Source organism: Sorangium sp. So ce726 (assembly GCF_051521405.1).
GTDB lineage: Bacteria > Myxococcota_A > Polyangia > Polyangiales > Polyangiaceae > Sorangium.
On the sequence record NZ_CP150349.1, the window covers coordinates 10310759 to 10331758 of the forward strand.

General features: G+C 68.8%; 19 protein-coding genes and 1 pseudogene. 5 read left to right on the forward strand and 15 right to left on the reverse strand.

The window, feature by feature from the left end; translation table 11 throughout:
• Window positions 1-193 precede the first annotated feature (193 nt).
• The gene (locus tag WME79_RS38335) at window positions 194-1363 is read left to right on the forward strand and encodes an SUMF1/EgtB/PvdO family nonheme iron enzyme (protein WP_437525356.1); all 1170 of its coding nucleotides are present in this window, start codon (window positions 194-196) and stop codon (window positions 1361-1363) included.
• Between the two features lie 73 nt (window positions 1364-1436).
• Here WME79_RS38335 and WME79_RS38340 read toward each other — a convergent pair whose 3' ends face one another.
• The 5 genes from WME79_RS38340 to WME79_RS38360 form a co-directional block, all read right to left on the reverse strand.
• Window positions 1437-2435 (reverse strand): HupE/UreJ family protein, encoded by a 999-nt coding sequence (locus WME79_RS38340; protein WP_437525358.1) that lies wholly within the window; start codon window positions 2433-2435, stop codon window positions 1437-1439.
• Window positions 2432-3250 carry a peptidyl-prolyl cis-trans isomerase gene (locus tag WME79_RS38345; RefSeq protein WP_437525359.1) on the reverse strand — a complete coding sequence of 273 codons (819 nt, stop codon included), beginning with the start codon at window positions 3248-3250 and terminating at the stop codon, window positions 2432-2434. Before WME79_RS38345 ends, WME79_RS38340 begins: the two co-directional genes overlap by 4 nt.
• A 137-nt stretch (window positions 3251-3387) precedes the next feature.
• Window positions 3388-4620: a polysaccharide deacetylase family protein gene (locus tag WME79_RS38350; RefSeq protein WP_437525361.1), complete on the reverse strand. Its 1233-nt coding sequence runs from the start codon at window positions 4618-4620 to the stop codon at window positions 3388-3390.
• Window positions 4621-5029: 409 nt separating this feature from the next.
• Window positions 5030-5917, reverse strand: a complete 888-nt coding sequence (locus WME79_RS38355) for a phosphotransferase family protein (protein ID WP_437525363.1) — start codon at window positions 5915-5917, stop codon at window positions 5030-5032.
• A 13-nt stretch (window positions 5918-5930) separates the two neighbouring features.
• Window positions 5931-6623, reverse strand: coding sequence for a TetR/AcrR family transcriptional regulator (locus WME79_RS38360; RefSeq protein WP_437525365.1), 693 nt, complete (start codon window positions 6621-6623; stop codon window positions 5931-5933).
• A gap of 121 nt (window positions 6624-6744) precedes the next feature.
• Between WME79_RS38360 and WME79_RS38365 the strand changes: the two genes are divergently transcribed.
• The gene (locus WME79_RS38365; protein WP_437525367.1) at window positions 6745-7515 is read left to right on the forward strand and encodes an SDR family NAD(P)-dependent oxidoreductase; all 771 of its coding nucleotides are present in this window, start codon (window positions 6745-6747) and stop codon (window positions 7513-7515) included.
• A 23-nt stretch (window positions 7516-7538) separates the two neighbouring features.
• On the opposite strand, the gene WME79_RS38370 is transcribed toward WME79_RS38365, so the two are convergent.
• The 7 genes from WME79_RS38370 to WME79_RS38400 all read right to left on the reverse strand — a co-directional run bounded on the left by WME79_RS38370 (window position 7539) and on the right by WME79_RS38400 (window position 16110).
• Entirely contained in the window at window positions 7539-8678 is a 1140-nt protein-coding gene (locus WME79_RS38370; RefSeq protein WP_437525369.1) for an MbnH family di-heme enzyme, read from the reverse strand.
• On the reverse strand, window positions 8675-9208 hold the full coding sequence (locus WME79_RS38375) for a hypothetical protein (protein ID WP_437525371.1): 534 nt from the start codon (window positions 9206-9208) through the stop codon (window positions 8675-8677). The genes WME79_RS38370 and WME79_RS38375 overlap by 4 nt, the downstream gene beginning before the upstream one ends.
• A gap of 1 nt (window position 9209) precedes the next feature.
• On the reverse strand, window positions 9210-10058 hold the full coding sequence (locus WME79_RS38380; RefSeq protein WP_437525373.1) for an MbnP family copper-binding protein: 849 nt from the start codon (window positions 10056-10058) through the stop codon (window positions 9210-9212).
• A 244-nt stretch (window positions 10059-10302) separates the two neighbouring features.
• A complete protein-coding gene (locus WME79_RS38385; RefSeq protein ID WP_437525374.1) occupies window positions 10303-10794 on the reverse strand; it encodes a cytochrome c-type biogenesis protein in 492 nt (163 codons plus the stop codon).
• A gap of 399 nt (window positions 10795-11193) precedes the next feature.
• Window positions 11194-13896, reverse strand: coding sequence for a TIR domain-containing protein (locus tag WME79_RS38390; RefSeq protein ID WP_437525376.1), 2703 nt, complete (start codon window positions 13894-13896; stop codon window positions 11194-11196).
• Between the two features lie 325 nt (window positions 13897-14221).
• A complete protein-coding gene (locus WME79_RS38395; protein ID WP_437525378.1) occupies window positions 14222-14878 on the reverse strand; it encodes a peptide chain release factor-like protein in 657 nt (218 codons plus the stop codon).
• The gene (locus WME79_RS38400; RefSeq protein WP_437525379.1) at window positions 14875-16110 is read right to left on the reverse strand and encodes an RtcB family protein; all 1236 of its coding nucleotides are present in this window, start codon (window positions 16108-16110) and stop codon (window positions 14875-14877) included. Before WME79_RS38400 ends, WME79_RS38395 begins: the two co-directional genes overlap by 4 nt.
• A gap of 209 nt (window positions 16111-16319) precedes the next feature.
• Here WME79_RS38400 and WME79_RS38405 point away from each other — a divergent pair, with 209 nt between their 5' ends.
• Window positions 16320-17888 (forward strand): sigma-54 interaction domain-containing protein, encoded by a 1569-nt coding sequence (locus WME79_RS38405; RefSeq protein ID WP_437525381.1) that lies wholly within the window; start codon window positions 16320-16322, stop codon window positions 17886-17888.
• Window positions 17889-18017: 129 nt separating this feature from the next.
• On the opposite strand, the gene WME79_RS38410 is transcribed toward WME79_RS38405, so the two are convergent.
• The 3 genes and pseudogenes from WME79_RS38410 to WME79_RS38420 form a co-directional block, all read right to left on the reverse strand.
• A complete protein-coding gene (locus WME79_RS38410) occupies window positions 18018-18911 on the reverse strand; it encodes an SDR family NAD(P)-dependent oxidoreductase (RefSeq protein WP_437525383.1) in 894 nt (297 codons plus the stop codon).
• A gap of 5 nt (window positions 18912-18916) precedes the next feature.
• The gene (locus tag WME79_RS38415; protein WP_437525385.1) at window positions 18917-19828 is read right to left on the reverse strand and encodes an NmrA family NAD(P)-binding protein; all 912 of its coding nucleotides are present in this window, start codon (window positions 19826-19828) and stop codon (window positions 18917-18919) included.
• Window positions 19829-19951: 123 nt separating this feature from the next.
• A pseudogene (locus WME79_RS38420) lies at window positions 19952-20083 on the reverse strand (alkene reductase); the annotation flags it as partial.
• 107 nt (window positions 20084-20190) lie between these two features.
• Between WME79_RS38420 and WME79_RS38425 the strand changes: the two are divergent.
• Window positions 20191-20790 (forward strand): TetR/AcrR family transcriptional regulator, encoded by a 600-nt coding sequence (locus tag WME79_RS38425; protein ID WP_437525386.1) that lies wholly within the window; start codon window positions 20191-20193, stop codon window positions 20788-20790.
• Window positions 20787-20927: a hypothetical protein gene (locus tag WME79_RS38430; protein WP_437525388.1), complete on the forward strand. Its 141-nt coding sequence runs from the start codon at window positions 20787-20789 to the stop codon at window positions 20925-20927. Before WME79_RS38425 ends, WME79_RS38430 begins: the two co-directional genes overlap by 4 nt.
• Window positions 20928-21000 lie beyond the last annotated feature (73 nt).

Consider the following 21000-nt stretch of genomic DNA (forward strand, 5'->3'; position numbering starts at 1 on the left):
TGCCGGGGCAGAGGGCCAGATCCCGCAGGGCCAACTCGGGAAGCCGGTGCCCCCGGAGAGCACCAGGCACGCCGCCGCCCGGAGCGAGCGCGGCCCCCGCCAGAGCGCCTCCGGCCCGGCCGGGGCGCGCGGCGTCGATCCAGGGGCGCGACGCCTGGTTCCCCTCGCCGCGATCTCGACTATGACGCCGGGCATGCGACGCCTCCTGCTCCCCCTCTCCTTCCCCGCCCTGACGCTCGCCGCCGCCTGCTCCGGCGCCCCCCCGGAGCCCGCCCAGCCGTTGCCCTCCCCGCGCGCGCACGACGGACGCCCGCCCGCGGCCGCGCCGTCCCCCGCCGAGCCCGGAGCCGCGGCGCCCCCCGCCCCGCAGGCCGGCGCGCCTGCCGCCCAGGCGGGGACGGCCGGCGGGGAGACCGCCGCCGCGGAGGAGCAGGCGTGCCCGGCCGACATGAAGCTCGTCGAGGGCGAGTACTGCAGCGAGGTCGAGCACAGCTGCCTCCGCAGCTGGTACGACAAGTCGAACAAGAAGACGATCTGCGAGGAGTTCGCGCCCACCCCGGCCCGCTGCACAGGCGACAAGACGAAGAAGCGCTATTGCATCGACACGTACGAGTGGCCGAACAAGAAGGGGGAGCGGCCCGAGGTGATGAACCGCTTCCACCAGGCGCAGGTCAAGTGCGCCGCCGCCGGCAAGCGCCTCTGCACCGAGTCGGAGTGGACGCTCGCCTGCGAGGGCCCCGAGATGAAGCCGTTCCCTTACGGGTACTCGCGCGACGCGACGAAGTGCAACGGCGACCACCTCTGGGACGATCCCGACATGAAGAAGGTCGCGAAGCGCGATCCGGGCGAGCTGGCCCGCCTCTGGAAGGGGGTGCCGAGCGGGTCGCAGCCCCAGTGCATCAGCGACTATGGCGTCGCCGACCTGCCCGCGAACACGGATGAGGTGGTGGCGAGCGAGACGAGCGGCGGCTGGCGCGGCAAGTTCGACAGCGTCCACACCGGCGGCCCCTGGTACAAGGGCGTGCGCAACCAGTGCCGGCCGAAGATCTACACCCACGACGAGGGGTTCTATTATTACTTCCTGAGCTTCCGCTGCTGCGCCGAGCCCGACGGCAAGGCCACCGAGCCGCGGACACCCCGGCAGGTCCAGGAGGGGTGGGACATGGCTCGGGTCGAGCGGATGGCGCAGTTCACGGTCGAGGAGATGCGCGGGAAGCTCGAGCTGAAGCAGCAGGGCAAGTGCGAGTGCAAGCCGACCGACATCCTGTGCAAGACGATGTGCGGCACGCTGCTCGGGCCGGGCGCGGTGGACGGGACGCCGGGGGGCGCGCCCGCGGCGCCAGGGAACGGCGAGAAGCGGTGAGCGGCAAGGGCGCCTGTCGGGCCTGTAGTGCAGCGCGAAGGGGCCGCCTCCACGCCGCAGCCCGCGGGATCCGCTACATGCTGGCGTCCGTCAGCATCGCCACGACGCGCTCGATCGACCAGTAGCCAGCCATTGCGCCCATCGCATACACAACGCCGCGCCTCACCGTCTCTGGTTGCGTGGGGACCCGCGCGGCGAGGAGGCGCAGCGCGACCACCAGCGCAATCACGCCGAGCTGACCCATCTCCACACCCACGTTGAAGAACAAGAGCGCAATCGGCACATGCCTCTCCGGCAGCCCGATGTCGAGCAGCGACGACGCGAACCCGAGCCCGTGAAGCAGCCCAAAGGCGAACGTGACGGCCCATGGGGCCCGGCGGGTGAGCGAGTCCGTCGGCCGGATGCACTCGCCGCAGATCAGCACGATCGAGAGCGCGATGGCCGCTTCGACCGGCGGGGCTGGCAACGTCAACCAGCCGAACACGGCGCAGGCCAGCGTCAGGCTGTGCGCGACCGTGAAGGCCGTGACGGCGCCGAGCAGCTTCCGGCCGTCGCGTACGAGGAGCGTGAGCGCGATGACGAAGAGGAGATGGTCGAACCCGGTCAGGATGTGCTCGACGCCGAGCCACGTGTAATCGACCATGATCGGCCGGAGCGCGCCAAGCCCGGCGGAGGCGGGAATACCGTAGACCACCAGGCTCGGGTCGTTGCCGGTCAACACCCGGACAAGGCGGCTTCCATTCCGCCACTCGACCACCACCATCACGTTGGTCTCGGTTCCCTCGAGCCAGGGGAGCTCGATGGTGCCGACGAGGCCGGCGTGACCGCAGTCGAGATACGCTCCCTCGACCTTGCAGGCCGGGGGAAATACGGCCGGCGTCGCGAGCTCGGCCTGGAGTGCGGACGAGCTCGCCTGCCAGCGCACGAGGAACCGCCCGTCGTGACCTTCCACCTCCGTCAGCGAAAGAAGCGCTGAGTTGAGCGCGTGGCCAGCCGCGGGGGCAGGCGCCAGGAGCAGGGCCAGCAAGAACGGCAGGGACCGAGCCAGCCGGAGCAGACGCGAACGATTCAAGGGCTCTCCTTGAATCTGTACTGCGCAAGGAGGCTCTTGACGAACGCGTCGACGGCTTCCTTCTTCCTTGCGGCGGCCCAGTCGATGGTGAGGATCGCGCGGATCGCCTCGCGGCTGGGCAGCCCCCCGCCTATCTGGTTGACCCGCACGAGCAGCAGGCTGTCCTGGGTCTCCAGGGGCTGCCACGTCGCGAGCGGCGCGCTGCCAATGCTCTCGGAGACCGCGGGTCCGAACCTGGCTGCGAGTGAATCGCGGGTGAGGTTGCCACCCTCGATCGGACGACCGAGCGTCCTTGGGTCCGCACCGTCGGCCAGCGCACGTCGATACGTCGACCGCTGCTCCTCCGCAGCCGGGTCGCTCCTGGGAAAGGCTACGATCTCGAAATCGTACCGCAGCGGCGCTTCGTACTGGCTCCGGTGAGAAGCCAGCCACGCGTCCAGCTCTGCATCCGTCGGCTCTCGCGCCGCCACCGGCTGAGCCGCCCGTGTCCGCAGCTTCTCGGCCAGCGCGACCCGCACCGTCGCATCCTGCCGATCGAGCCCCTCCCGCAGCGCCTCACGGTAGAGCACCTCGTCCCGCTTCCACCCGTCGAGCGCCTCCGCCAGCTCCGCCGCCGTCGGCGCCCGCCCCATGTTGTCGCGGAACTGCCGTTCCAGGTCCGCCTTCAGCCCCGTGCCGACGACGATCTCCCTGGGATCGCCGGCGACGAGCCGGTGGCCGAGGAACAACAGCGCGCCGATGAAGAGGAAATGAATGACCGGTTCGCGGAGCAACCGAGCGAAGCTCCCCATGGTGTTACCGCTGGTGTCAGACATGAGACGCGCTCTCGCCGCGGGAGAGGAGACCCAAACGCTCCGGAGACGTCAAGCCCCAGCTGCGGGACCTGCCCTGGGTGGGGTCGGCTACGCCCGAAGCCGCGCCGGTGGCGGCGCGGGGCTTCGGGCGGCTCGGATCAGGGCGACAGCGTGACGGACTTCGCGTCGAGCGCCACTTCGTAGTAGCCGTGCGGATCCCAGCTGAGCACGGCGCCGTTCTGCTTGAGCGTGCCGCCGGTCACCGTCACGCGCACGTACTTGCCGGGCGGGAAGTTGGCGGGGAGGGTCCACGAGTAGGTCGTGTCGTTCCCGTTCTTCATGTTGGTGCCGTCGGTGATCGCCTTCTGGCCACGCCAGTAGGCACCGATGGTTTCCATGGTGCCGATCCACACGTCGCCGTATTCCTTGACGGCCTTGACGTGATCGACCCAGGCCTGGAACGGGATCGGCTGATAGGCGCCGTCGCTGCCGCCGGTGAAGCCGTGGATGCAGAAGGTGCGCCACTTCTTACCGCTTCGCGCGCTCGCGACCTCCGAGTCCATCTGCGCCTTGGAAGCGTTGGTCGGGGGAATGTAGGTGGGCAGAACGAACGGATTGCTGTTGTCGTTCGGGCCGATCAGGGCGTTGGACACGCCGCGATTGATCATGAAGCGCGTCCGGGCGATGCCCTCGTATACACCCGCGCCGTTCGGGGCCGCCATCGTATACGGCGTGACGCCGTACTTGTCCTTCATGTCCTTCGTCGCGGCGTCCGTATCGGAGCCGCTGTCGTTGCTCGAGTGGCTCCTCGTGTGGTTGGCGAGCTCGTGCCCGCGCGTCAGAGACTGTTTCCAGACCGCGTTGTTCGCTTCCTGCTTACCGGTCCAGACGTAGAAGGTGAACGGCACGTCGAGCGCCATCATCTCATCGAAGTGCTGGATCTGGGTCTGGTTCACGTCGTCGAAGCTGTAAGTCACCGCGCCCGCGAAGCCGGCCCAGTCGATGACCTTGAACCCGCCGGCCGCGCCGGCCGGCTTCGGCACATTGCCAGCGCCGGGCGCCGGCGGAATGCCGGAGTCGGGCAGCGCTCCTCCGTCACCGCCACCGCCCGTTCCTGCGCCACCCGCTCCGCCGGAGCCGGCCGGCTCCGAGCCGCCCGTGCCGGCCGGCTCCGAGCCGCCCGTGCCGGCGGGGTTCGAGCCGCCGTCGCCCCCGGTCGACGCCGAGGTCGTGCTGGGATCCGCGCCGGTGGAGGAGGAGGCGGAGCTCCCCGGCGTGCCGCCGCTGCTGCTGCTCGTCGTCTGCTGGCCACCGGTGGTGCCGCTGGTGGAGGTATCCTCCCCGTCATCGCCGCCGCAGCCGCTGACGTGCAGCGTGCCCAGCAACAACATCGCACCGAGCGCCAAGGACGATGACGCAGGAAAATTTTCAAAGTGGAGGAATCGCGAAGATTTGAGCATAGGGTGAGGATACAAATTCCCCGAAGGCGCTCAAAGGATTAAGCACGACGCACGCGGATCGACGCATCGCACGAATGGCTCACATGTTACCAAAAGTAGCGAGCGGCTCACTCGTTACCAAAAGTAGCAAGGGCCGCGTCAACGAAGCGCTCCGCCGTATCTTTCTAGCGACGCGGCGACTGCCGGAGCGTACCGGGCTTCGCGTCGGCCTCATGTGCAGCGCTGTCACCCTGACTCGCCGGGTGTATTCCATCCCCGCCTGGACGATCGGCAAAGCAGGCGGGCGGCCCCGTGGTGACGGCCGGAGGAACCGCCCGCCGCGTGGGTCCGAGGGTCCGCGTCACGGATCCCCCTGGTGTCCGAGCAACACGCGTCGACACCATCGATGTAAGCGCACGTCGTCGGTCGCGAACGACCAGCGGGCGGCGAGCCATCGCTCTGCAGGCTCGAACAGCGCGTCGAGGTGTTGGGCCAGCAGCCACTCCCGGGCGAGGCGTCGGTCGCGATCCGTGGCGGTCGTGGTGATGAACGGCGTGAGGTAGATGACGGCAGAGAGCGGATCGAGCCGAGCGTCTCCCACGATGGGTAGGCCCCCGAAGTCGATCACGGCGCTCACCTCCTGGCCTTCGACCAGCACGTTGCCTGGATAGAAGTCCATGTGCACGAAGCTCGGTCGCTCCGGCTCGGGCAGCGCGGCGGCCAGGTGCGCTGGATCGATGCCGTCGAACGCGCTCCCGGCGCAGGTCAGGCTCTTCCTTGCGCGCAGCTCGAGGTAAGAGCGGTAAGAGGGCGTCTGGATCGGCTCGGCTTGGCAGAGGTCGCCGTACCACGCAGCGCTCACGCGCAGGGCTCTCAGGTGCGTCGAGGCCTCGAGAAAGCGGAGGATGAGATGTTCACGCTCGGCGCCTGTCGCCTCGCCGAGCACCTGCAAGAGAGGCCGCCCGGGGAGCCGCGGCTCGACTGTGATGAGGCGGCCGTGCAGCTCGGTCATCTCCAGGACACGCGGGATCGAGAACGGCACCGCGCTCGCGCCCTCGTGGAAGCCCTCGAGCAGCTGGGCTCGTCGAACGACCGTTTCCCGGACGGTCCCGGGATGGTGGACGCGCACGACCCGCTCGCTGCCCAGCGCAAACACGCATGCTTCACCGCCGGTGCCGAGCAGCGCGTCCCGGGTCAGGCCGAAATGGCTCATCACCTGCAGCAGGGGGGCGTCGTCCTCGATGCTCATTCGATGGATCAGGTTAGCCGATCTCGAGCTTGCCTTTCCTTCTCCTGCCGGCCTGCTGAAGCGGCTCCGCACCACTGGCGCGCTTCCCTGTCCGCGCCGCCCGTTGCGCCGGGTCGACCTTGCCCATCGCTCCGCAGGCGAGCTCGGGCAGGGTCGCCTTCATCCACGTGGGGTCCACGGCGCCGGACGCGGAGAGATAGGCGCGGCAGGCCTGGTGCGCCGGGCCGAGCAGCACGATGTCGACCATCACCTCGGACGAGCGCCCCCCGGAGAAGACGCCGAGCTCCGAGAGGTGCGCGATCACCTCCGCCTTGAGCCGCGTTTTGGTCTCCCGGAGCGCGGCGCGGTGATGCCCGTCGAGCTCCAGCGCGAGCGCCTGGTACATGAAGCGGGCCTCGCCCTCGTGGTCGAACACCCAGGTCAAGTGCGCCTCCACCAGCGCCCGCACCGCCGAGCGCGCCGTCCTGGCGGCGAGCACGCGCGCGGTCACGTGCCCCACCAGCCGCTCGAAGGTCCGCTCCAGCAGCGCGGCCACCAGCGCCGGGAAGTCCTCGAAGAGGTGGTACACGCTGGAAGGGCTCGCGCCCGCCTCCTTGCGGACGTCCTCGATGCCGGTGCGCAAGAGGCCCCGCTGCTCGAAGCAGCGGAGCGCCGCGTCCAGAAGCGCCTCCCGGCGCGCCACGCCGTTCTGTCGAGCCACGGCCATGGCCCCTCCCCTACCCCAGCCGCGAACCGCTGGCCAGCCGGCCCAATTGGAGGATTCTTCCAATTTAATCTTGGAAGTTTCTTCCATTTTGTTTACCTTCCGGTTGAAAGCGAGGTGTCGCATGAAGCTGGGGCTGGAGAAGAGAGCCGCGCTGGTGACCGGTGGCTCGCAGGGGATCGGCAAGGAGGTGGCGCTGCAGCTCGCGGCCGAGGGGGCGCGCGTGGCGCTCACCTACCGGAGCGAGCGGCAGAAGGCCGCGGAGGTCGTCCAGGAGATCGAGGGGCGAGGCGGCGAGGCGGTCGCGCTGGAGCTTGACCTCGGGTCGGTCGAGTCCGTCAAGGCGGCGGTCGCGGCCACCGTGGCGCGCTTCGGGCAGCTCGACGTGCTCGTCAACAACGCGGTCCGCTGGAGCGAGCGTTTGCCCTGGGAAGCGCCGCGCTTCGAGGACATCCCGCTCGCGGAGTGGCAGGGCGTCATCCACGACAACATCGACGGCGCCTTCGCTGCGATCCAGGCCGCGGTGCCCTCGATGCGCGCCCGCGGATGGGGGCGGATCGTCAACATCTCGTCGGGCGTGGCGCTCGACGGGGTGGTCGGCGCAGGGCCGTACGGCGCCGCGAAGGCGGCGCTCCACGGGCTCACGTCCGTGCTCGCGCGCGAGCTCGGGCCGCACGGGATCTTGACCAACGTGGTGGCGCCGGGCTTCACCCTGACCGACAAGGTGAGCGCACAGGTATCACCGGAGTTCGTCGCGCAGCGCGGGAAGGCGTATCCCGTGCGGCGGCTGCTGCGGTCGGAGGAGGTGGCGCCGACGATCGTGTTCCTGTGCTCGGCGGCGAACACCGCGGTCACGGGGGAGATCATCCGCGCGAGCGGGGGCCGACCGATGTAACCGATGTAACTGACACCCCCCGGTCACGGCGCCTGCGCGCCGTCCACCACGGCTGCGAACTCCGGATCGGTCAAGCTCTTCATGAAGGCCACGACATCGGCCTTCTCCTCTGGCGTGATGGTGAAAGCCCTGACGAGCGTGCTCTTGTTCGGGTTCTCGCTGCCCACGCCTGCGAACGGCCCGTCGTCGATGGTCCTGCCTCCTGCGGCGTAGTGGTCAATGACCTCCTCCAGGGTGGCCACGCTCCCGTCGTGCATATAGGGCGCCGTCAGCTCGACGTTGCGCAGCGAAGGCACGCGGAATTTCCCCTTGTCCGCCGGGTCGCCGGTGAACTCGAACAGCCCCTCTCCGCCGGATGGGTAGTCCCCGTCCGAGCCGAGGTTGTAGAGGCCGGTGTTGTGAAAATCCATCTCCGCCTGCTTCGTCTCGGCGCTCCGGAAGGCGGTCGTGAAGTTGATCCCGCTGTGGCAGTGATAACACTCGAGCCGCTCGGAGAAGAAGAGGTCCATGCCGCGCAACGCCGCCTCCGACATCGCGCCCGCCTCTCCGCCGTAGGTATACCGATCGTACGCGGAGCGCCCGGAGAGGAGCGTCCTCTCGAACGTCGCGATCGCCTTCACGACGGTATCGAACGTGATCGACTCGCTCTCGCCGGGGAAGGCAGCGACGAACGCGGTCTTGTACGCCTCATCGCCGCGAAGCCGGCCGAGCACGACGTCCTCGGCCCCGGTGATCCCGAGCTCGACCGGGTTCTCGCCGAACATCGGGACGAGCGCCTGCTCCTCGAGCGACGACAGCGTGGGGTTGCCCCACGTGAGCAGCGGGAAATAGGCGACATTGGCCAGCCCCATCGCGTTGCGCGGGATCGTGTCCCCTGTCGAGCCGGTCGGGGTAGGCTTGCCGTCGGCAAACCCCCTGTCGCGCTCGTGACACGAGGCGCACGCCATGGTGCCGTTGCCCGACAAGCGCTCGTCGAAGAACAGGGCACGCCCGAGCGCGACCTTCGCTTCGCTCATCGGGTTGTCGGGCGGCACCCACGGCTTCGGAAAGCCGACGGGCAGGGCGAGCTCGTAGCCGTCGACCGGCAAGGTCGCTTCCGTCTCGCCCCCACACGACGCCGCCGCGAGCGCGACGAGCGCCGCCGACGTGCTCGCGCGGATCACTCCAGCAGAATGCGGCGCTGTTCGTTGTGACACAGATTACACGCTCCAGAGATGGTTGGAAACGGCATCTCGTTCGTCCCCTCGCCGTCCTGGGACCGCAAGAAGAAGAAGAGCGCCTGGTCCGGGAAGGGCAGCGGCTCGGTCGTGAAGAAGTTCCCGTTCCCGTCGATGGCAACGGAGAGCACGAGATCTCCCTCACCTCCGCCGGCCGTGCGGAGCTCGACCGTTCCGCCTGTCGCCGGCGTGCCCGACGGCCCGTACACCGTTCCGGCTGTGGTGAAGAGCCCCTTGCCAGGCCCATGGGGCTGATGGCAGCCGAAGCAGTTCTGCCCCATGTTGTGGCTGCGCTTCTCCGCAGCGGCGCTGATGTTCTCCACGTTGAGCGCTGGATCGCGCTCGAAGCGAGGGTCGCCCGGGAGGACCTCTGCGTCGCTCGGCTCGTCCATGTCGTCGTCGGAGGCACCGCAGCCGGCAAGCGCACAGACCCATAGCGGCGCGAGCAGACAGGTCGCTGTTCTAAGGATGTACATCTCACTCCACCCGGAAGGCGGTCTGCGCAGCGGACGGGTTCACGCCGTCGAAGCCCATGCCAAGCGCGTTGAAGACGGGCGGGCACTCTGGATCGCCCTCGAACGACATGCAACCGGAGGTGCGATCCGTCTCGCCGTCGATCTGGTGGTCGAGGTCGGACTCAGCATAGAATCTGGCGATATCGAAGACGATGGTGCTCGACTCCGGATCGACCCCGTCGATACGTATATCGGCGAGGTTGTCAGCGGCGCACGAGTAACCCTCGCTCACGGTCCCCTCGCACTTCGTACCCCCGAGGTGGAAGAAGTAGGTCGGGTTCATCGTCGAGATGAGGTCGAGGCGCACGAACTTGTAGCCACCCTTCCACGACCACCACATGCCGGGAATGTTCAGGGGCGCCGGGGCTGTCGCCGCGTCGAGGTGGTTCATCTCCGGGGGCAAACCCACGTTGAACCTGACACCGACGTAATCGCCGGCGGGCGCGGTGCCAACAACCTCGGTCCTCGTCTCCGGGCTGCCGGTCTCACAGGAGCCCGTGCCGTCCTCGAAGTCGAGGAACGCGATCTTGTCGCGCTGCCATTGGCCATCCTGCTCAAGCGCGAGGGGCTCCTCGGACCCGTCCCCGCGAACAAGGCGCACGTCGTAGACGTACATGCGAAAATCGAGCGCATTGACCGCCGATCCGGTCGTGCCGACTCCATCGAAGGTGTCGGTGCAGGAGAACGGCCTGTCGCCGACCTTGGCGGCGAAGCTCAGGGCGAACGTCTTCGAGATGACATCCTCATCGCTCCCGCCGCATCCGCTCAGAGCCGCGAGACAGGCCACGCTGAGGAACGTGACACGAGCCATTGAACCAACCATCGGGCAACCTTTCAAGCTACGAGGGCACAACGGCGTCACCACCGCAATGGAGCGGAGCGTACTCGAAACTCGGCTCTCCGGGGTGCAGCAATTTGTCGCACCTCGTGACCGTCTTTCAAGGGGCGCCGGCGGTATCCGGGCGAAGAGTTTTACACCGCGGCCGCTGCGCCGCGGTCATAACGAGATGTCCTTGCTGAGCCTCCTCTCCAATCAACCGGGAAGACGGGTGCACTCAAGCGTCGCGCTCCCGGAGCTCGTCGTCGAGGCGATCGTCGTACTCGTCGCGGACAGCCGCAAGGGTGCCTCCGGACGGCGCGGCCTGCGCAGCGTTGCTCCGCCATGAGCGCAGCAGGGCGAAGATGCCGAGAAACGTCACTGCGATGCCCAGCAGCAATCCCAGCGCGACCTTGCCGAGCGTGCCTGACGAGGGCGCCGCGCGGAGGCGTTCGCCGTAACGCGCCACGAGGTCCTGCTCGATGGCGTCGGCCACCTCGCCCCGACGGAGACGCGTATGGATCTCGCGGCGAAGATCGCGCGCTACCTCCGATTCGTGGACATCGAGCGTCTGATCCCAGCAACAAGGCGCTAGCAGACGCGCTGCGAGCGCCCTCTCGCCAGGCACCGGGGTCGAGTCGACGAGCTCCGAGGCGGCCTGGCTGGGCGGCGCGGGCTCGGCGCTGCCGGTGAGCGCCACGCCAGCGAGGGCGACGGCCAGCGTTGCCACGTGGCGCCAGCGTGAGCTCTGCAGCGACCGGAGGCCCACCGGTCTGCTTACCTTTCGCGCGCCGTGAGGAAAACGGGCCGGGTCATTGGCCGACCTGCCGCGGTCTCGCTGGATCATCGTGAAACAGGCTAGCGTCACCCGCCGCCAAGGTCCTGCGACACGATGTCGCGCTTGTCGACGGCGCGGCGATGTGCGCGCCGAGGGCCAAGATACGACTGCATCGTTCGACGAGGTGCGACACCTTGACGCATTGCCCACCCCAGCCGACGACATCGTGCCCTCTTGGGCAAGCGCGGCACGACGGAGGTGCTGACCTCGACCGCTAGCTCGCCATGGCGCCCGCCCGGATCAGGCCGAAATGGCTCATCACCTGCATCAGGGGGGCGTCGTCCTCTATGTTCATTCAACGGATGAAGCCTGCTGATATTGAGACAGCTGTTCGAGGATCCAGCGCTCCCACGGGCGATCGTCGATCTGGCGAGCGACGACGAGCTGCTCTCTCCGGAGCTCGATCGCGCGAGACCAGTCTTGCTGCTGCACGCACCAGCGAGCGAACGTGTCGAGCGCCAAGCATTCTGTAGCGCGATCACCGACCTTGTAGCCAGGCGGGAAGCATGCCGGAGCGGGATCGAGCGCTTGGCCAGTTCCGCGCGCGTCGAGACGACAAAGCGCGTCTAGCTGCTCGAGGGTGCGGACCTGGCGCTCGCGATCGCCAAGTCTGCGGGCAATGTCGAGCTGCTCCGATCGAAGCTGGATCGCGCGACGCCAATTTTTCCGCTTCGCACACCAGCGGGCGAACGCGTCGAGCGTCATGTATTCACCTCCGAGATCCCCGCGCTCACGAGCGCTCGCCAGGAACTGCTCGTGTGCCGCGAGCGATTGGCCGGGCTCTCCGGCATCAAGGCAGATGCTAAGCTTCTCCTGTACGAAGATCCGGCGCGAGGTGTCTCCGAGGCGATCGGCGACAGCGAGCTGCTCCTTGCGGAGCAGGATCGCACGATGCCAATCTCTCTGCTTGACGCAAAAGTCGGCGAATCTGTCGAGCATCACGTACTCCACGGCGCTATTACCAAGTTCCCGAGCGTGCGCGAGGGCCTGCTCGTGAAATTCCCTCGGAGCGTCGCGCATATCGCCGCGCTGCGCGACAGAGCGCACTGCGCTCGCGTAGGCGCTCTCATCTCCGCCGAGGTGCTTCACCGCGGCCATACCGCTCTGTGCCCAGTGATAGCTCCTGTCCAGTTGTCGTCCCTTCCAGCAGCAGGGGGGCAACAGGGGAAGATCCCGACAGATGACCGCCCCCATATCGTCTTCCTCCATGACCGCAGCCGCCCATGCTTGCGCCGCGTCGATACTGGCATCTTCCAGGTCACAGAACGCAGAGAGCTGATGGTCCGATTGCATCATATGAAGCTTGCCCCAGAAATGCTCGGCATGGCGCCGTGCTGCCTCGCGGAGGAGGGTGGCGTCCGCATGAGAGCGAGCATGCGCACCTGAGCCGCCTTGCATTCGGAAGCGATCTGCGGTGTCGTTCCGGAGAAGCAGTCCGCGATGCACCAGCGTGCGCAGCGCCGGCTCGATCGCCCCCGGCTCCATGGCGCCCACCGCGGCGGCCGCCTCTTGCCCGAAATCGGCAGGGAAGACGCTCAGCATGTACCAGAGCGCGCGCAACGGTGCGTCCATACGGTCGAGCGCCCAGAGGTGCACGGCCTCCACGGGGTCCGCTCGTTCGCGTTGTTCCTGAAGCGGAGCTATGGATTCCGCCGTATCGCCAACCTCTGCGTTCAAGGTGCAGGCGGCGATGTAGATGGCCAGCGGAAGGAAGGCACAGGCATTCGATACTTCGTGACCGGCTGCCTCGTCTAGTCGTGGACAGAGACGTCGCACAAAGGCGTGTGCGTCGTCGGGGGCCATGGCATCAAGATAAAACGTCTGCATACCAGGGACGGTGAGCTGCTCGCGGCACGTGACGATGAGCAGGCTGCCTGGCGGGGGTATGAGTGGCTCTACCTGCGCAGCGTCACGTGCGCCGTCGAGCAGCAGCAGCACCCTTCGGTGCTCGAAGATCGATGCATAGAGAGTCGCGAGATCAGGCTGACTATACTGCAGCCTGGAGATATCGCGCTGCCGTGTCAGCACGCTGATCACCTCGGCCATGACGGCCTCGGGCGGCGAGGGGACGAGGCTCGCGCCCCTCAGGTCAATCTCGATCTGCATGTCGGCGTAGTGGGGCGCAAGCTCGTGGGCGAGGTGACGTGCAAACGTAGTTTTTCCGACGCCCGAACGACCGTAGACGACACACCCCGTAGACCCGAGCCTCTCCAGGCACGCCAGCACCTCGCGCTCGCGGACGATCTGCTGCCCCGGAGGTATGCCAACCTGTCGCAGCCGAGCGGGGCCGTCAGGGCGCACGTGGAAGGCAGCGTGAACAAATCGTCGCATGGTCTCGCTGTGTGTCCATCCATCAGGTTCATCGAGCGGAGCGTAAGGAGTCGCCTTGGACCCGCGACTCCTTTGCGCCAATTCCTGCCGTTCCAGTGCCTCCAGAGCAAGCGCTTGCCTCAAGCCGCCCACCCCGCGTCCCAGCATCCCGGCGGATAGCTGGACCCGCTCAGCCTTGGCGCGCAGCGCATCGACCAGCGCCCGCGGCATTGCGAGCTCCGCGGCGACGGCCCGAATGCCCCGCGCAACGTTCGCCCACGCCTCGCTCTGGACGCGCCAGCTCCTCACCGGCTTTCCACCCGCGGGGAGCACGTCCAAATGGCCGAAAGGAGCGTCGTGCCAGTCGCACGCTTCAGCGATGATCGGGACGACCCGAGCGTCACCGCAGGAATGGCGCTCCAGCGCTCGTTTCATCTCCTTCTCGTAGCAGTCGTCGGAGCCCAGGAATCGGGCGCTCACGAGGAGCAGAAGCAAGCGTGCCGCCTCCAGCCGGACCGCAATCACGGCGTCCGCCTCTTGCCCGGCGATGACCTGTCCGCGGTGCCACGTGCGGATCCATCCTTGCCGCTGGAGCAAGCTCATATGGACTTCGAGCCGGGCACGCAGGACCTCGTCCGCCGGTGCATACGAGATGAACACCTCAACGGGCTCTACCTCGGACATGAGACCAGGCTAGCACAGGCGCAGCCGAACCGTGCCACGCGTTCCGGTGCGCGAAAGCCCCGAATAGCACGGCTTCTTCTCCGACGCCCACGCGACGCTGGCGCCCTGGTCGACGATCCAGAGGAAGCGCGATTCCTGCCTCAGGTGCGCGATGTCGGGCGCTGTCGCGCGCGCCACTGCCACGGAGTTTCGACACGCATGGGGATGGCTCGCGCGTTCGATATATCCCAATAGGCCCCCAGCGGCGGAAGACGCCTCGGCTGCTCGTCGAGGTGGCCGAAGGAGCAAACCGCGGACGCCGACGAGCCGGGTGGCCAAGTCCCCCTCACCGCGCCTCCCGCGCCTCCGCCACCACGAGCGCGCTCTTCCGCCCCACCCGATATGTCCTCACCGGCTCGCCCCGGACGATCCGAGCGTGCTCGCTCCAGCGCGCGGCCTCCCCGTCTGCGACGCGCCGGGCAGCGCGCTCGGCGAGCCGCTCGGCGATGCGCTCCACCCCGCGGCGGACGTTCGCGCGCTGCGAGCGCTCATCGGCGACGCGCACCGTGATCCCGCTCGGCCGGTGGTGGATCCGGACCGCTGACAGGGTCTTGTTCACGTGCTGCCCTCCTGGCCCGCTCGCGCGGCAGGCCGAGATCTCGAGCTCGCCGAGATCCACGCCTGCGCCCGCCACGGCGTCCGCCCCCGCAGCGTGGACCGCCACCCCCGCGAACCACCTCTTGCGCGCCGCCTTCCCCCGCGCCGCGCTCCGATCGACCAGCGCGTGTGTCCCGAGCTCGCCCTCCAGGCAGCGCCGCGCGTCGCCCTCCACCAGGATCTCGACCGAGGCCGGCGCGCCCTCGTCGCCGTGCACCGTGACGTCGACCACCGCGAGCCCGCGCTCCTGGCAGAGCGCCTCCATGCGCTCGGCGAGCCGCGCCACGAAGCGCCGCACCTCGATCGGCCCCCGCCCCGCGCTGATCTGCACCCACGACCGGCTCATCGCTTCACCGTGAGCACCGGCACGAGCGGCGCGACCGGCGTCGCCAGGCCGGCCTCGACCAGGCTCTCGATCACCGGCTCGATCGGCTTGTACGCGTCCGGGTGCTCCTCGAGCAGCAGCGCCGGATCGTCGCACACAACGCGGCCGCCGAGCTCCGTGCGGGTGAGCTCGCGCCGCCGGTACCTGGCCGCGATCTTCTCGCGCGCCTCGCTGCGCCCCATCTTGCGGCCCGCGCCGTGCGCGACGGAGCGCAGCCCCGCCTCGGCGTCGCACGAGCGCATCACCCACGACGGCGCGCCGCGCGACCCGAGCACCACGGTGAAGTCGCTGCCCCGGGCGGGCGCGGCCCCCTTGCGGTGCACCCAGGCCAGCTCGCCGCCCACGGCCTCGCGCGCGACGTCGTTGTGGGTGAGGTCGAGCCCGCCCGTGATCGTCGATGCCCGCGAGGCGCCGAGCGCGCGCAGCATCCGGTACGCGAGCAGGAGCCGGTTCGCCCGCGCGAAGCGGCACGCGCCGGCGAGCTCGCCGAGGTACGGCTCGGCTGCGTCCCCCTCGAGCACCGCGCCGCCCCAGCGCTGCCCGAGCGCGCCGCCGAGCCCGCGCGAGCCGGAGTGCGCCAGGACGACGAGCTCCCCCGCGGAGAGGCCGAGGGCCTTCGCCGCCGCAGGGTCCCGCAGCACGCCGACCCGGGCGACCTCGAGGAAGTGGTTCCCGCCGCCGACCGAGCCGAGCGCACCCTCGTAGCCCGCGCGGTAGGGCGACGCATCCCCGCTCGGGCGAAGACCGTCCTCGGGCTCCGCCGCCGCGAGCCGCGCGAGGGCCTCGGGCACGCCGTCGAGCTCAGCGAAGCCGCGCGCGCCGCGCTCCCAGACCCGCTCGAACACCGCCCGCGGGTCGCACCCGGCGAGCGGATCGTCGTCCATCGCCTGCCGAGCGCGCCGCTCGAGGACGTCCGGCGCCATGCGGCCGATCGACGTCGCGACGAGCCGCACACCGCAGCCGGCGTCGCCGCCGATGAGCTCCGGGACGACCCGGTCCGCGAACGCGAAGGCCGCGCCGATGGGGATGCCCCGCCCGGCGTGCAGGTCCGGCATGCCCACGGCGCGGACGCAGCCGGGCAGCGCGGCGACGCGCCCGAGCTGCTGGACGGCGTTGCCCTCGAGCCAGACGTCGTCGCGGGCGACCAGGCGGGCATGGGCAGGAAGGACTGCGCTGTCGGCGGGGGCTTTCATGGAGATCTCCGGGGCAAGCGGCAAAGGCGGCAAAGGCGGCAAAGGCAGACGCACACGCGGATGGGAATGCCCATGGGAATGCGGAGGAGACTTGCGGCTTCCGTGCCAGCGCGCGGCCCGCCGCGACGCCGGCAGAACGCTTCAACATGGTGCACCACGCACCAGATAAAGTGGTACATCGTGCACCATACCTGGTGTACGGTGCACCAGTGAATCGCCTCCTCCTCACCTGGTCGGACGCGGGCACGCTCGGGCCGGCGCCGGCGCACCACGGCCGCCGGCCCGAGGGCGATCGCGGGCCGGTGCTGCGGCTCCTCGACCAGGAAGAGAGCCGCTACGACGCGATCGTGGTCCTCACCATCCCGGCGGGCGAGGCGCCGTCGCAGGCGCTCGTCGAACGGGCGCGGGCCCGCGCGCAGCGGATCGAGCTCCGGGTGGTGGACGTCGACGATCCGTCGGACCACGCGAAGCTGTTCCGGGCGCTCGGGAAGCTCTCGGCGCAGCTCAAGCGCGCCTTTCCGCCGGCGGCGTGGGCGACAGACATCCTGCTCTCGGCCGGCACGCCGCAGGCGCAGACGCTCTGGGTCATCCTGGTGCAGGCGGGGATCCTGCCGGCGCGCATGCTCCAGGTGATCCCGGCGGCGTTCGTGCCGCACCCGCATCCGCGGCCGGTGCGCGAGGTCCGGCTCGATATCGAGGGCTTCCCGGAGATCCGCGCGCTGCGCGAGGAGGTCGTGCGCCTGCGGGCCGAGGCGCGCACGCGCGACACGATGCTCGTCGGCGAGAGCGAGCCGATGCGCTTCCTCCGCGCCCGCATCGCCCGGGTCGCCACGACCGACGTGCCTGTGCTGATCGTCGGCGAGACCGGGACCGGAAAGGAGCTCGCGGCCAGGGCGATCCACGAGCACAGCCCGCGCGCGAAAGGGCCGTTCATCGCGGAGAACTGCAGCGTCTTCGCCGAGGGCGTGCTCGCGAGCGAGCTGTTCGGCCACGAGGCAGGCGCCTTCACCGGGGCCGCGGGGCGGCGGCGCGGCGTCTTCGAGCAGGCGCACGGCGGGACGCTGTTCCTCGACGAGATCGGCGAGCTGTCGCCGCGGGTGCAGGCGTCGCTGCTGCGCGTGCTCCAGGACGGGACGCTGCGGCGGGTGGGCGGCGAGGCGAAGATCGAGCTCGACGTCCGCGTCCTCGCGGCCACCCACCGCGACCTCGCGGCGATGGTCGAGGAAGGGACGTTCCGCGAGGATCTGTATTACCGGCTCCGCGGCGCGATCATCGAGGTTCCCCCGCTGCGTGCGCGGGGTGGCGACATCGAGGTGCTCGTCGACGCGTTCCTCGATGAGGTGCAGTCGCGGCGCAAGGGGCGCGGGCTCAAGGTGACGCGCGAGGCGCTGAGGAGCCTTTACCAGCACGCCTGGCCGGGCAACGTGCGGGAGCTGCGCGCCGAGGTGCAGCGGTGGGGCGTGTTCTGCGAGCACACGGTCGACGTGGGCGACCTCGCGCCGGAGATCGCGTCGCCGGCGGCGCGGCCGGCGAGCGGCGGCGCGGGCGGGATCGCGCGCGCGACGGCGTTGGAGGCAGGCGGCGAGGAGGTCGCGCCGCTCGCGGAGGCCGTGGCGTCGGCCGAGCGCGCCGCGATCGGGCGCGCGCTCGAGGTGCACAACGGGAATCTCTCGCGCGCGGCGCGCGCGCTCGCCATCGACAGGAACACCCTGAAGCGCAAGATGGCGGCATATCACCTCGGCAAGGGCGACGGACCGCGCGCGTGGCCACTCCGGTGAGCTTCGGTAGAATCAAAACCAGCGCCAGCGGCACCTGCACCACGTGCGAGCCGATGTTGAGCTTCTTGTTCCTACGGCTTCCGTGAGCCAAGCCCTGACCGGTCTTCGCGTCTGGCAACGACCTTCCCATCAGGAAACGCGAACGTTCGCCCGGGCCACCAACGCCTCCGAGGCCGCGAGGAACGCGCTCACGTACGAGCTGTCCGTCAGCCTGGGCGTCGGCAAGACGGCGAAGCCCGTCTGGTTGAACATGGCGCCGCTGTACGCTTCCAGATCGGGAGAAACGAGGAGCGGCGCCAGACGCTCGGCATACGTCTCCGGGCTGGGAGTCATGAGCCCGATGATCGTCTCCATGATGCGCGACTTCAGCGTGTCTTTTCCGAAGAAGTTGTCGCGGATGTTGGTCTTGATGAGCCCGGGATTCAGGCCGAAGAAGGTCGCGCTCGAGTAGCGCTTCGCCGCGTCGAGGACGAGCATCTCGTTACCGGCGACGGTGTTCATGTGGACCGGCATGGCGACGTAGGACTTCTCGGCGTTGAGATCGTCGAGCGTGCCTGCTTGGCCGGTACCGGGGAAGCCCATGATGAACACGCGCGGCTTCATGAGAGCCGCCGGCCGGTCCTTCCCGAGACGCGGGGCGATCTCGCGGAGGATCACCAACCTGCTCAAGTAGCTGACTGCCATGTCCCGCTCGATGCCCTCCGCGGTCTCCTGGCGCTTCGGCGCAGCGAAGATCCCGGTGGTGAAGACGACGAGGTCGAGCTTCTCCGCCGGCAACGCCTTGGCGACGCGCTCCGCCTCGCGCATCAGGCTCAGGTCCGCCTGGATGAATTCGATCCCCGGCACACCGGAGTCGCGGAAGGTCTGGCCAACGACCGTCACGCTCGCGCCCCGAGAGGCCAGCACGCGGCTGATCGCACGCCCGAGACCGCCGGTTCCGCCGACGACCGCGACCTTCCATTCTTTCAGATGGAGGCTCGCGGTGTCGATACGATGCCACGCGATGCTCTTGTCTCTCTTCATGACGCTCAGAGTCCTTCCTTCACCACGTACTCGCGCACCGTGGTCGGCCGAATCGACGGGTACCGGTCGTTCATCAACTCGTCGAGCTTGCCTTCGCCGCTGAGGATCGACCGGAAGTACATGAGCGGCAGGTAGGCGAGGAGGTTCGCGGGGCCGGCCTTCTGAAGTTCGTCGATGCGTGCGTCGAGCTCCTCGAGCGAGCCAAGCCGCTCCACACGCAGCTTCTTGCCCGACCCCGACTCGTACGCATGGACGAGTCCCTCGAAGTCGAGGACGTCACCTGCGACGGAGAAGACGCGCGGGACGGGCCTTTCGTCGATGGCGACCTCCGCGGTGTACCGCGCCGTGTCCGCGTAGGTGGTCCAGTCCATCGGCTGCTTGCCGTCGCCCCAGACGTAGGCCGTTCGCTTGTCGACGTCGATGACGCGGATGAAGCCGAACAGCACGCCACGATCGAGGAACCCGCCGTTCAGCACGTGGACCACCTCGACATCGCCGCGCTCGGCGTCCGCGACCAACGCGAACTGGCGCCGCATCTCGGACGTGGGGATATGGCCGGGCTTCACCTTGAAGAGGTCGAGCGAGTAATCCGACGGGATGAAGCGTTTGACTCCGGCGTCCCGCGCCGCGCGCAAGAGGTGCGTCTGGCCGTCGATGATGACATCGGCGCCGCCTTGAACCGCGGAGATGATGGTCGATGCGCCCTGGCAGAGCGAGGCCAGGGCGCCGCCGGCATCCGCCCCGAGCGCGCCCTCGACCACCTGTGCACCCCGCTTCTCGAGCGCAGCGACCTTGTCGCGACTGCCCTGGCGAACGAGCAGCCGGAGCTGAACGCCCGGCTTGTCGAGCACCGCGTTGCCGATCAGCGTTCCGAGGCTGCCCGTACCGCCAACCAATGCGATCGTCTGCTTGTTCATCGTCGTCTCCCTCGATCAGGTCACGTTCGTGGGTTCGAGCCTGCCCATGTGGCCCGCCCGATAGCGCTCGATCGCTGACGCGGTCTGTCCCTCGCTGTTCATGAGCCCCGCGACGGCGCGTCAGGCGTAGTAGGAGGCGACGAGGTCGCCCGGTGCGCCGGCGTCGTCGGTACGGAAACGGGTCATGGGCGCCATGACCAGGCGGTTGGGCAGGGTGCAACGGCCGACCTGGACGGGGGTGAAGAGGCGACCCATGGTGTACTCCTCTGCGATGGGCGTCCTATCGCGCAGGCCTCTGGTTTGTTTCTTTCTGGAAAGAAATAAACTCTGGGCTAGGAGCTGTCAAGCCCGCGAGTGTCACCATGGGAAGACCGAAGGAAGTCACGGATGAGCAGATCGTCGTCGCTGCGCGGCACTGTTTCCTCAAGCGCGGCGCGGGCGTGTCGGCTGCCGACATCGCGCGCGAGCTGGGCGTAAGCCACACCACGTTGTTCAACCGATTCGGCTCGAAGGAGGCGCTGATGATCGCCGCCCTCGGGCCGCCCAAGGAGGTCCCGTGGGTGGCTGCGCTCGAGGCTGGGCCCGACGACCGCCCGATCCGCGAACAGCTCGTTGAGCACGCCAAGGTGATGTCCGCCTACTTCCAGGACCTGCAGGCGGGGCTCGGCGTGTTGCAAGCCGCCGGCATCGAGCCGGGGAAGGCCTACCGCGGGCGCAAGAGCGAGCCGGCACCGGCACAGGCGTTCCGCGCGCTTGTCGTGTGGTTGCAGCGCGCTCAGAGCCAGGAACGCCTGGCCAGGTGCGACGTCGAGACGCTCGCCTCGACGATCCTTGGCGCGCTGCACGGCTGGGCGTTCACCGCGCGCGTCTGCGGCGAATCGACGGCCCCTGCTGCCGGGGAGCGCTACGTCGAGCGCTTCATCGAGCTCCTGTGGAACGGAATCGGAGGAGGCAAGCCGTGAGCGACAACGCCGCCCGTGCGCTCGACGCTTCGACCCGCACGGTCCGCATCGCCACGGCCGGGGCGTCCGAGGACCCGAAGAAGATGAAGCTGCCGCCGCGGCCGAAGAATGAGAAGAAGATGACGAAAGATCCCTGAGGAAGCGAACGACGCCTGCGATGCCTACGCCAGATGCACCCACGAGCACGCGCGCCTGGTTCACCCCTTGCAT